Genomic DNA, 11581 nt, shown 5'->3' with positions numbered 1-11581 from the left:
ATGCTTCAATTCGAGTAAGGCCACTCCACCAGCCAGCCAGGTACAGGCCCATGCAAATCAGCAAGATACCGGCAGCCACGCGCAGCAACATGGCCGCCGGGCTAGAGGCCACGGCAACCCCTGCGAGTCCGATTAACAGCCCCGCGACTGTGTAGCTGCTGATTCGACCTAGGTTGTAAGCAAGCATCAGCCGAAAGCGCTTATTGCGCTGTTCTTGGGGAATTGCGAGGGACAGGGCGCTCATCAAGCCGCCACACATCCCCAGGCAGTGGCCACCGCCGAGCAAGCCCAGAATCACTGCTGAAACCAGCAGCGGCGTAAGCTCAAGCATCCTTTTTATCCTGGTTGGTATGCTTTTGCGCTTCGTCTACACCGGCTTTATGCATTGGATCTTCATCATCAAACAGGATGCTATGGGCCGGCCCATCCAGGTCATCATACTGGCCGCTATCAACTGCCCAGAAAAACACCCAAATCGCAATTGCGACCAGTATCAGAGCAATGGGGATCAAGATGTATAGCGCTGGCATGGTGACTCCGTGCAGCAAACTTGCGGTTAATGCCGGGTAAGGCGTAAAGCGTTCAAGACCACCAGTAATGAACTGATGGACATGCCCACCGCCGCCCACAGAGGTGTTATCAGGCCGAATGCGGCAAAGGGCAAGACCAGACCATTGTACAGCGCGGCCCAGATCAGGTTTTCAATGATGATACGCCGAGTGCGCTGGGCCAGTTTGAAGGCATCGATCAGGCTACCCAAACGATTGGACAAAAGCACTGCATCGGCACTGGTCTTAGCCAGATCGGTAGCGCTGCCCATGGCCACACTGATATCGGACCCAGCCAGTACTGGAACATCATTGACTCCGTCACCGAGCATCAGCACACGGCGGCCATTCTGGTGAAGGACATTTAGCGCTGCCAGTTTATCGTCAGGCGTCATGCCGCCACGTGCATCTTCAATACCGAGTTGTGCGGCAATCTGCGCAACCATGGGCGAGCTGTCGCCTGACATCAACAATACCTGCCAACCGCGTGTCTTGCAGGTTGTTATCAGGTCTGATGCATCAGCGCGCAGGCGATCATCGAGTACAAACCAGGCCAGCGGCCCTTGCTCATCACCGAGCAATAACCATTGACCGTTCTCACCGGGAATGGGTGGGACCGCTGCGCCGCTTAGTTCGCAGACAAATGCTGCTTGGCCAATGCGTAGTTGTCGACCCGCAATAGAGCCCTGTAAGCCTTGACCGGGGAAACTGTCGACTTGTTCAGCGGCTTGAGTTGCGCGGCCAAAGGCTTTGGCAATCGGGTGTTCAGAACGGTTCTCCAGTGCCGCCGCAAGTGCCAGGCAACTATCGCTATCAATCGTTGCTAGCGGATGGATCGCACTGAGCGTGAGCTTGCCTTCCGTTAGCGTGCCGGTTTTATCAAAAATAACCGTATCGATCTGGTTGAGACCTTCGAGCACATGGCCCCGAGTCAGCAACACACCAAGTGAGTGCAAGCTGCCCGTCGCTGCGGTGAGTGCAGTTGGTGTGGCTAACGCCAGCGCGCAGGGGCAGGTGGCGACGAGTAGGGCAAGCACCACCCAAAATGCGCGTGACGGGTCAACTTGCCACCAAACGATCCCGACGACTGCGGCAGCCAGCAGCAGGAACAACAGAAACCATTGCGAGACTTGGTCTGCCAACTCGGCAAGGCGCGGTTTGTCAGTTTGGGCACGTTCGAGCAGGCGTACGATTGCCGATAAGCGGGTGGCATCACCAAGAGCTTGCACTTCAACGGTCAATGGGCCTTCGACATTGAGTGTGCCTGCGGTGACGGTATCGCCTTCAACGCGTGGTTGCGGCAGGTATTCCCCAGTGAGTACAGACTCATCGACACTGGATTGGCCGCTGATGATGCAGCCATCTGCTGGCATCAATGCTCCCGGTTGTACAAGTACCTGCTCGCCGAGCTGTAATTCGCTGAGCAAAATACGCTGGGTTTGGCCGTTTGCATCGAGACGCAAACATGAGGCAGGCAGCAGGTTGACCAGCTGTGCGGTAGCTGCTGCTGTGCGTTCACGGGCGCGCCGTTCGAGATAACGCCCAGCGAGCAGAAAGAAGGCAAACATGCCTACTGCGTCGAAATACAACTCGCCGCTACCGGTGATTGCAGACCAGATGCCTGCGACATAAGCACCGCCAATCGCCAGAGAAACGGATACGTCCATGGTCAGGTGACGGGTGCGCAGATCTCGCAGTGCGCCACGGAAGAACTGACCACAACAGTAAAAGATGATCGGCGTGGTCAAAAACAGGCTGACCCAGCGCAAGATTATGTGCAGCTCAGGGCTTAGGTCGATGTTGAATTCTGGCCACGTCGCCATAGTTGCCATCATCACCTGGAACCACAGTAGACCGGCGAGACCCAGTTGGCGCATGGCTTTACGGTTGTCATTGGCCAGTTGCAGGGCCGCCTCGTCGGCTTGCCAAGGGTGGCCGGCATAACCAATTTTGCGCAGTTCACTGAGCAATTGGCTCAGTGCAATCTGGCTATCTGCCCAGCTCACAATCAGCCGATGGTTGGACAGATTAAGCCGTGCATCATTGACGCCGGGCATGCCGCGCAGGTGTTTTTCGATCAGCCAGCCGCACGCCGCACAGCTAATGCCTTCAATCAGCAGGCAGGTCTCACTGATATCGCCTTGATGCTGCACGAAAGGCTCTTGCACTTCTGCGCGATCAAACAGCAGCAACTCATCAGGCAGTGCTTGCGGTAGCTCTTGCGGGTTGGTGGCTGACTCGCTGCGGTGTTTGTAATAGTGCTCCAGCCCGCCAGCGACAATTGCTTCGGCTACAGCTTGGCAACCAGGGCAGCACATTTCGCGGCTTTCGCCGAGTATTTCAGCGTAGAAGTGGCCGCCAGCAGGAACCGGTAAACCGCAGTGATAGCAAGGAGTGGGACTGGCCATTAATCAAATGTCTTGATGCTGGTACAGGTGGCTTGTGGAGAGGCCAGCCGGGCAGGGCGGCGCAGTTATTGCGCCGCACATGGTCGGATTACTTATCGTCGCCGAGACGGATTGGCTTACCGGGCTCGAGCGTTTCTTCTTCGAACACCCGCCAATCTTTACCGCCCTCCTGACCGATCAACTCAACAAAGCGGCGGCCTTGCAGCGCATCTTCAAGGTTGCCGGTGTAGCGAGAGTTACCTTGGGCTTGCAGGGTGATATGGCGATCGCGTTCAGGCTGGGTGGGCGATATTACGTTCAACTTGAGCACGGCTGGACCGGTAAGCCCTTTGAGTTGCATATCGATTACGCCAGTTTCATTGTCGAAGGTGATAGTAGCGCTGACCTGAAGCTGCCTAGCCAGATTCTCTCGCTCGAGTGACTGGTTAATCCCTTTGCCGACTTCGTAGTAGTTGTCGGAAATCAGCCCGGGTGGATTGCGGATTGAGAAAATCAACAATAGGCTGCCCTGGACTACAGACAAACTGAGCAGGCCGATAATGAACCACGGCCAGAAGTTTTTGTACCAAGGGGCGACTGCTGCTTGTTCGGTCATTGTGTTGCCTACAGGTTAGCGAATGCTTGGGCCGTTGAAGCGGCTGGCAGCGTTGGAATTGATACTGTCGTCTTCGAGTGAGCGCACATGGAACATGATCTTATTGGCGCTGGATGGCAGCTTCTCAGGTGCAATTGAAAGCTCAACCGGCACCGAGAGGACTTCACCGGCAGCAGCCTTGACCTTGCTTGTGCCCTCGAGCTCAATACCTTCAATACCGTCTGCACTGATGCTGTATGTCATGTCATGCTGGGCTTTGTTCATGATTTTCAAGGTGTAGACGTTTTCAATGTGTCCATCCTGATTTTCACGGAACATTACCCGGTCCTTGATCACATCAAGGCCGACCAGCGGACGGCTGGCAACAGCCCAGGCAAATACGCCCATCATGGCTGCCAGAGCGACGGCGTAGCCTATCAGGCGCGGACGCAATAAGTGGGTTTTCTGGCCGGAAAGATTGTGTTCAGTTGTGTAGCTGATCAAGCCTTTTGGGTAATCCATTTTTTCCATGATGCTGTCACAGGCGTCGATGCAAGCGGCGCAACCAATGCATTCGAGTTGTAAACCATCGCGGATATCAATACCGGTAGGGCAGACCTGCACACACATGTGGCAGTCGATACAGTCGCCTAAGCCCTGAGCTTTGTAGTCGGCTCCTTTTTTCCGTGGACCACGGCCTTCGCCGCGGCGCGGGTCATAAGAAACGATCAGGGTGTCGGTGTCGAACATCACACTCTGGAAGCGCGCATAAGGGCACATGTAGATGCACACTTGCTCACGCAGCCAGCCAGCGTTGCCATAGGTGGCAACTGTGAAAAAACCAACCCAGAACAAAGCCCAACCGCTTGCATTCAATGTAAAAAGGTCGGGAATCAATTCACGAATTGGGCTGAAGTAGCCGACAAAGGTGACAGCAGTCACCAGCGATACGCCAATCCAGATGCTGTGCTTGGCCAATTTGCGTAAAAACTTGTCAGCACTCATTGGCGCTTGGTCGAGCTTCATGCGCTTGTTGCGGTCACCCTCGGTGACTTTTTCGCCCCACATGAAAACCCAGGTAAATACGCTTTGCGGGCAGGTATAGCCACACCAGACCCGCCCGGCAAATACCGTGATAAAAAATAAACCAAAGGCACAAATGATCAACAGTGCCGAAAGTAGCACGAAGTCTTGTGGCCAGAAGGTAGAGCCGAAAATATAAAATTTGCGTTCTGGCAGGTTCCACCAGACGGCTTGGCGACCATCCCAGTTGAGCCAGACGGTGCCGAAATAAACAAGGAAGAGAAATGCGCCGCCAACCCTGCGCAGGTTGCGGAAAACGCCGGAAAAGGCGCGGGTGTATATCTTCTCCGCACTAGCGTAAAGATCAGTCGATGACTGTACTTTTGCGGCAGGAGGGGTGACGTTCTTAACTGGAATCTGGCTCATCAGTTCGTCCCAAGCGGTTAAATGGGGTGCCGCAGTCGATACGTGCCGACCGTGGTCATTCTAATAACGCTATGGTACGCCTGAGACTCTTGTCACCGGGTGCGACTGACCGTCGCGGCCCGGTGGCAAGAAGGTATTACTCTGCTGCCGGTTTGTGCGACAGGCTGTACACATAAGCTGCGAGCAAGTGGACCTTATCGTTACCGAGGAAGTCTTTTTGCGTTGGCATTTTGCCGTGACGACCGTAACGAATGGTTTGCTGCAATTGAGCAAAGCTGGTGCCGTATATGAACGCTGCCGGGTCAGTCAGGTTCGGTGCACCAAGTGCAGGTGTACCTTTGCCGTCTGCACCATGGCAAGCAAAGCAAGTGGTGCTGAAGACTTTTTGGCCTGCAGCGATATCCGCTTCAGCGCCTTCAGGCAATTTACGACCAGCCAGTTCGGTCAAAACGTAAGCCGCTACGTTATGCACACCGTCTTCGCCAATGATTGGCAAGTGAGCTGGCATTGCGCCTTCACGACCTTCCATGATGGTGGTCTTGATGGTTTCAGGTGCACCGCCCCAGCGCCATTCGTTGTCGGTCAGATTAGGGAAGCCGTAAGCACCCTTGGCATCTGAGCCGTGGCAAACCGAGCAATGCGAGGCAAACAGGCGACCGCCCATTTTCAGCGCTTGCTCGTCTTTAGCCACATCTTCGATTGGCATTGCTGCGTACTTGGCGTAGATCGGACCGTACTTGGCGTCTGCCTTGGCCATCTCTTTTTCCCACTGGTGAACGCCAGTCCAGCCAGCATTACGCTCCTCGCCACCCGCGATCTCTATGTTGGTAGCGAAAGGGGTTTTGGCTTCATTGTCGAGGTACTCAAAGCCTGGCAGCAGACCCTTCCAGTTACCCAAACCAGGGTAAAGGGCAAGGTAGCCGAGGGCGAAAACGATAGTGCCGACGAACAACATAAACCACCACTTAGGCAGTGGGTTGTCGTATTCCTCGATGCCATCGAAGGCGTGGCCTACAGTTTCGTTGGTTGCTTCGTCGTTAGTTTGACCTTTACGTGTGCCGAAGATCAGCCACGTCAAAGCAAAAATAGTCCCGAGTGAAAGTATTGTTACGTACCAACTCCAGAAAGTGGTCATTGGTTATTGCTCCTGGAAGATTGCTCGTCACGCTCGTTTGGTTTCGGCTCGTCAGCAAAAGGCAGGTTGGCAGCTTCGTCAAACTCTGACTTGCGTCTGCTGCTATATGCCCATAGCAACAGACCAATGAAGGCGATGAATACGACTGCTGTGCCTATGCCGCGAATAGTCCCGATTTCCATCGTGCGTTACCGTTTGCTCGTGATAGAGGTGCCAAGAACCTGCAGGTACGCAATGATGGCGTCCATTTCGGTTTTGCCTTTAACAGCTTCTTTGGCCCCAGCGATATCTTCATCGGTATAAGGCACGCCGAAACCACGCATAACTTCCATCTTCTTCGCAGTGTCCTTACCGTCGAGCTTATTCTCAACCAAGAACGGGAACGCCGGCATGATTGACTCAGGCACTACGTTGCGCGGGTTGTACAAGTGAGCACGTTGCCATTCATCTGAGTAACGACCACCAACACGAGCCAGATCAGGACCGGTACGCTTGGAGCCCCACAAGAATGGGTGATCCCAAACGCTTTCACCGGCAACCGAGTAGTGACCATAACGCTCTGTTTCAGCACGGAATGGGCGGATCATCTGCGAGTGGCAACCGACACAGCCATTGGCGATGTAAACATCACGGCCTTCGAGTTGCAGTGCGGTATAAGGCTTGAGGCCCTCAACCGGCTCGTTAGTTACGTCCTGGAAAAACAACGGTACGATTTGGGTGAGACCGCCGATGCTGACGCAAAGCACCATCAGCAGGGCCATCAAACCAATATTTTTCTCGATGATTTCGTGTTTCATCAGTGAGCTACTCCGGCAGGAATCATTGCCGCGGCGTCATACTCAGCCGGCTTGGCGGCACGCACGGTGCGGTAGGTGTTGTAAGCCATCAGCAGCATGCCGAAGACGAAGAACCCACCACCAATTGCGCGAACTACATAGCCAGGATGGCTTGCTTGCAGGGCTTCAACGAACGAGTAGGTCAGGGTGCCGTCTTCGTTCACTGCGCGCCACATCAAGCCCTGAGTGATGCCGTTTACCCACATCGAAGCGATGTACAGAACGGTACCGATAGTGGCTAGCCAGAAGTGGACGTTGATCAGGCTAATGCTGTGCATTTGCTCACGGCCGAATACTTTCGGCAGCAAGTGATATAGCGAGCCGATAGAGATCATCGCAACCCAACCGAGTGCACCAGCGTGTACGTGACCGATGGTCCAGTCAGTGTAGTGAGACAGTGCGTTGACGGTCTTGATGGCCATCATCGGGCCTTCAAAGGTCGACATGCCGTAGAACGCCAGCGATACCACCAGGAAGCGCAGGATCGGGTCGGTACGCAGCTTATGCCAGGCGCCAGACAGGCTCATCATGCCGTTGATCATGCCGCCCCAGCTTGGAGCCAACAAGATGATCGACATCGCCATACCGAGGGACTGAGCCCAGTCCGGCAGAGCGGTGTAGTGCAAGTGGTGAGGGCCGGCCCAGATGTACAGGGTGATCAGTGCCCAGAAGTGCACGATAGACAAGCGGTAGGAGTAGATCGGACGCTCAGCCTGCTTGGGTACGAAGTAGTACATCATGCCCAGGAAGCCGGTGGTCAGGAAGAAACCTACGGCGTTGTGGCCGTACCACCACTGGATCATGGCGTCTGTTGCACCTGAGTACATCGAATACGACTTGAACATGCTCACAGGCATTTCTGCGCTGTTTACGATGTGCAGCATCGCCGTCACCAGGATGAAGGCACCGTAGAACCAGTTACCAACATAGATGTGCTTTGGCTTGCGTTTGACAATAGTGCCGAAGAACAGAACTGCGTAAGCCACCCAGACAATCCCGAGGAGGATGTCAATTGGCCATTCCAGTTCTGCGTACTCTTTTGAGCTGGTGTAGCCCATTGGCAGAGTAATCACTGCGGCAACGATAACTGCTTGCCAACCCCAGAAGACGAAAGACGCCAAGGAGTCAGAAATCAGACGTACCTGACTGGTGCGCTGCACCACATAAAGTGAAGTTGCCATTAGCGCGCATCCGCCAAAAGCGAAAATCACCGCGTTAGTGTGCAGAGGGCGTAAACGACCGAAAGTCGTCCATTCCAAGCCGAGGTTGAGTTCAGGCCACACAAGTTGTGAAGCGATGAAAACGCCTAGGCCCATGCCAATGACCCCCCAAATTACCGTCATGACGGCGAATTGGCGGACCACCTTGTAGTTATAAGCAGTCGGACTGATTGCTGTGCTCATTGCTGGGGTTCCACGGTTAATGGATTTTTTAGGGATAAAAATCGGCCGCAAGTATGTATAAAGCGGTAAGGCATTGCAACGCTACAAGCCGACGCGATCAGGGTTTAAAGGCATTTAAAAAGCATTTTGAGCAATTCAAAAACGCTTTATTAGCAGTACTACTCTAAACCCATTTGATGTTACGCAAAGATGGGAATCGCCTATAGGTTGTGCAACGTGGCGAATGCAAACAAGATTAGCTCATCTTGGTGGGCATGAGTGCCGCTGGTCGGCGGGTGCGACGTCAGGTCGCACTTTGAATCTTGGTCATTTGCCCCAAGATCGCCGCGCTGCCAGCCAATTATAACGAGCCTGCAACCGCAACCACTTCTCTTTGGGTGACATCTGTATAGTTTACTACTGGATTCGCTGTTTTGATTATAAAAGACTACATGGCCCTTGTGGCCAAGTTCTGCTGCTCCTTGGTTTCTAACTGCAGCGTTATTGAAAGCACATGCAACTGAATCAGAGGTGCCGCAGTGAAAGCAAGTATGGATAAAGTCTCTATGGCGGATGTTGATCAAGATCAACCCGGCGCCGTAGCGCAGTGCCCAGCCTTGGTTTGGGATAAACCTCGGGGTAGCTGTTACGCCACCTTGATTCTTGCCCATGGCGCAGGTGCGCCGATGGACAGCGAGTTTATGCAGCAGATCAGCCAGTTGCTGGTGGCGCGGGGCATTGCAGTGGTGCGTTTTGAGTTTGCTTACATGGCCGCTAGGCGCATCGATGGCAAACGTCGTCCACCTAATCCACAGAAGCAACTACTAGAACAGTGGCGAAGTGTTTATGCCGCGGTGTGCAAGCAAACAAAAGGTATTGTTGCGATTGGTGGCAAATCCATGGGCGGACGTATGGCGAGTATTGTCGCGGATGAGTTGGTTGCAGATGCGCTGGTGTGTTTAGGCTACCCGTTCTATGCCGCAGGTAAGCCTGAGAAGCCAAGAACTGCACACCTTGAGCCGTTGCAGGTGCGTACATTAATAATTCAGGGTGAGCGCGACGCGCTGGGCAATAGGCAGACAGTCTCAGATTACAGCTTGTCGTCGGCGATTAGGCTGAAGTGGTTGTTGGCGGCGGATCACGATCTCAAACCGCTAAAAAGCTCAGGGTTTAGTCACTCGCAGCATCTCGAGTCTGCTGCGAATGAAGTTTCAGCATTCCTCACCGCTAAATAGCGGGTGCTGAAATCGCTTTGTTACGCTGGCGATAGTTTGCGCCAACCGCCGTAATAATACTGAAACTTGCCGCTAATGCTCCGATCCATCCAAAAAACCACAGTTTTCCTGCAAAATCATCTTCAGCATAAGAGGCCGCAAACTGGATTTTACCGTAAGTGGTGATGGCAATGCTGATGACTAGCAAGGTACTGAATGTAATCAGCTGCAATTGCCAGCGCTGCCCGGCTAGCGCAGCCAGGAATGCCATTAGCAGTCCGCTGGCAATGGCTAAATAAGCGATTTTCATGCCCCAGCGTGGATGTGCGCCAAGTGCTTCTGCCCCTCCAAAGTAAACAAATGCCAGAATTGCCAGAGTCGCAATGATAGCCCCCTCGAGAGTCGAAATATTTAAGCGGGGGGCTGTGGTGGCGGGTTGATGCGCAAGCATGTTAGTTCCTTAGTCAGATCAGCTATCGCGGGTGCGACGATCTACTGAGGGCCAAGCCTGCTAAAAATTACAGATACGCAGTCTGTTAGGGCGCAGCTTGATAGAGCTCGAGTGGCAGCCCGTCTGGGTCGCTGAAGAAGGTAAAGCAACGTTGTGTGTATTGATCAATACGGATGGGCTCAACGCTTATACCTTGCTGCTCAAGTTGCGCTTTGACCTGGGCAACGTCATCGACCTCGAACGCCAGATGTCGCAAGGCCTAGGCTTCTGGATATGAAGGGCGTTCAGGGGCGCTGGGAAACGAGAAAAGCTCTATCTGAGAGCCATCACTCAAACCCAGGTCGAGCTTGTAGGATTGGCGCTCTTGGCGGTAATGCTCGGCAATGATCTGCAAGCCGAGGATTTCAGTATAGAAATATTTAGACCGCGGATAGTCTGAGCAGATAATGGCAGCGTGGTGGATGCGTTTTAACATAGAAGGCAGTGCTCAACAGGTATCTTTCGCGAGAACAGATGTAGCCTGTTTGGCTGTCTGCCGTCTATCTGGTTCAAATCGGCTGCAAAACCATAACCGCGTTGCGGCGATTAGTTCATCAGTGCTGACATTTCAGGGGTATCAGCAAATTGCGAGAAGTTGTCTTTGAATTCGCTTACTGATTGCTGCTGGTTATCGATCACACACATTGAAGTGAGTGGGTGCGCTGTGGTGCATTGTTCAGGGACTGAGCCAATGCCACAGTAGCGCTGACCGTACCAGGCAAGGCTAGGGCTTTGTTGCACGCAACCGTAAGACACATCACCAATGTAGTTGATGGCACCGTTGCTCACACTGAATGTCAATGGGCGGCTGTAAGTGCCCAGCCAGGCTTTGCTCGGACCGATCGCGGATACCGAATAGGTGCCTGCCGGTAGCCACATTGAGAATTCTGAGGCGTTCGCGTCTGTGATGGTGTAGGTGCTGCCACTCAGGGTGTCGCGAAATTGAATGTCAGCACCGGCATAGGCCGCGTCATCAATCGAGCCGACGATTATGCCTGCGTTTTGCAGGTTAAATTTTTCATCGCTGGTCACTGTGTATTCGGGCGAGGGTAAAGACGTGCATCCAGCAATGACTGAGCCTATGCACACAACGAGTAAACGGGTGGAAGTAAGCTTCATGCTGACACCTGATTCTGATGTATGTTTCAGCGTAAATGCCTACGCCGTTGATTTCATTGACATGCAACGGGCGTGCATTTGCAGGTTGCGCAAATGAACATCCTTGATGGATTAAATGTAGGGTAGGTTTTGCGTTCAATCAACTACGAAGAGCTTGGCACCTGTCTGTGTTGATGAGCGATGTGGTTCGGCATTGTCGGCGACCTGATAACTCATGCCTGGTTTAAGGGTGAAAGTACGGCCATCTGCCAGCTCGGTGTGCAATTCACCTTCCAGGCAGAACAAGACATGGCCCTTAGTGCACCAGTGATCAGCCAAGTAGCCTGCTGAGTATTCGACGATGCGCACGCGGATGTCACCAAACTGACTGGTGCGCCAAGTAGCACTGCCTGTTTCACCTGCATGCTGTGTTGGCTCGATCGCCGC

13 protein-coding genes and 1 pseudogene are annotated in these 11581 nt (G+C 53.6%); 1 reads left to right on the top strand and 13 read right to left on the bottom strand.

The features are described 5' to 3' along the window. The 9 genes from ACN0UH_RS15300 to ccoN form a co-directional block, all read right to left on the bottom strand. On the bottom strand, positions 1–331 hold a 331-nt coding region (locus ACN0UH_RS15300; protein ID WP_417662861.1), incomplete at its 3' end, for a sulfite exporter TauE/SafE family protein. Then, positions 324–530, bottom strand: a complete 207-nt coding sequence (gene ccoS / locus ACN0UH_RS15295) for a cbb3-type cytochrome oxidase assembly protein CcoS (RefSeq protein ID WP_417662860.1) — start codon at positions 528–530, stop codon at positions 324–326. The genes ccoS and ACN0UH_RS15300, both read right to left, overlap by 8 nt. A 26-nt stretch (positions 531–556) precedes the next feature. Then, a complete protein-coding gene (locus ACN0UH_RS15290; RefSeq protein WP_417662859.1) occupies positions 557–2956 on the bottom strand; it encodes a heavy metal translocating P-type ATPase in 2400 nt (799 codons plus the stop codon). Positions 2957–3044: 88 nt separating this feature from the next. Beyond that, the gene (locus ACN0UH_RS15285; protein WP_417662858.1) at positions 3045–3551 is read right to left on the bottom strand and encodes a FixH family protein; all 507 of its coding nucleotides are present in this window, start codon (positions 3549–3551) and stop codon (positions 3045–3047) included. A gap of 15 nt (positions 3552–3566) precedes the next feature. Continuing rightward, complete coding sequence (ccoG, locus tag ACN0UH_RS15280; RefSeq protein ID WP_417662867.1) at positions 3567–4982, bottom strand: cytochrome c oxidase accessory protein CcoG; 1416 nt, start codon at positions 4980–4982, stop codon at positions 3567–3569. A 133-nt stretch (positions 4983–5115) separates the two neighbouring features. Then, positions 5116–6114: a cytochrome-c oxidase, cbb3-type subunit III gene (ccoP, locus tag ACN0UH_RS15275; RefSeq protein WP_417662857.1), complete on the bottom strand. Its 999-nt coding sequence runs from the start codon at positions 6112–6114 to the stop codon at positions 5116–5118. Continuing rightward, positions 6111–6296: a cbb3-type cytochrome oxidase subunit 3 gene (locus tag ACN0UH_RS15270; RefSeq protein WP_417662856.1), complete on the bottom strand. Its 186-nt coding sequence runs from the start codon at positions 6294–6296 to the stop codon at positions 6111–6113. Before ACN0UH_RS15270 ends, ccoP begins: the two co-directional genes overlap by 4 nt. Before the next feature lie 6 nt (positions 6297–6302). Further along, entirely contained in the window at positions 6303–6911 is a 609-nt protein-coding gene (ccoO, locus tag ACN0UH_RS15265; protein WP_417662855.1) for a cytochrome-c oxidase, cbb3-type subunit II, read from the bottom strand. Next, positions 6911–8353, bottom strand: a complete 1443-nt coding sequence (gene ccoN / locus ACN0UH_RS15260; RefSeq protein ID WP_417662854.1) for a cytochrome-c oxidase, cbb3-type subunit I — start codon at positions 8351–8353, stop codon at positions 6911–6913. Before ccoN ends, ccoO begins: the two co-directional genes overlap by 1 nt. 530 nt (positions 8354–8883) lie before the next feature. On the opposite strand from ccoN, the gene ACN0UH_RS15255 reads away from it, so the two are divergent. Next, a complete protein-coding gene (locus ACN0UH_RS15255) occupies positions 8884–9567 on the top strand; it encodes an alpha/beta family hydrolase (RefSeq protein ID WP_417662853.1) in 684 nt (227 codons plus the stop codon). Here ACN0UH_RS15255 and ACN0UH_RS15250 read toward each other — a convergent pair. The 4 genes and pseudogenes from ACN0UH_RS15250 to ACN0UH_RS15235 form a co-directional block, all read right to left on the bottom strand. Continuing rightward, positions 9560–9997 (bottom strand): hypothetical protein, encoded by a 438-nt coding sequence (locus tag ACN0UH_RS15250; RefSeq protein WP_417662852.1) that lies wholly within the window; start codon positions 9995–9997, stop codon positions 9560–9562. The two genes, ACN0UH_RS15255 and ACN0UH_RS15250, sit on opposite strands and share 8 nt — an antisense overlap. A gap of 85 nt (positions 9998–10082) precedes the next feature. Next, a pseudogene (locus ACN0UH_RS15245) lies at positions 10083–10472 on the bottom strand (VOC family protein). Positions 10473–10582: 110 nt separating this feature from the next. Continuing rightward, positions 10583–11155 (bottom strand): hypothetical protein, encoded by a 573-nt coding sequence (locus tag ACN0UH_RS15240; protein ID WP_417662851.1) that lies wholly within the window; start codon positions 11153–11155, stop codon positions 10583–10585. A 135-nt stretch (positions 11156–11290) separates the two neighbouring features. Then, positions 11291–11575 (bottom strand): DHCW motif cupin fold protein, encoded by a 285-nt coding sequence (locus tag ACN0UH_RS15235; protein WP_417662866.1) that lies wholly within the window; start codon positions 11573–11575, stop codon positions 11291–11293. Between the last annotated feature and the right edge of the window lie 6 nt (positions 11576–11581).

This window comes from Pseudomonas sp. (assembly GCF_048265905.1).
GTDB lineage: Bacteria > Pseudomonadota > Gammaproteobacteria > Pseudomonadales > Pseudomonadaceae > Aquipseudomonas.
This window is presented reverse-complemented; position numbering and strand designations above follow the sequence as displayed.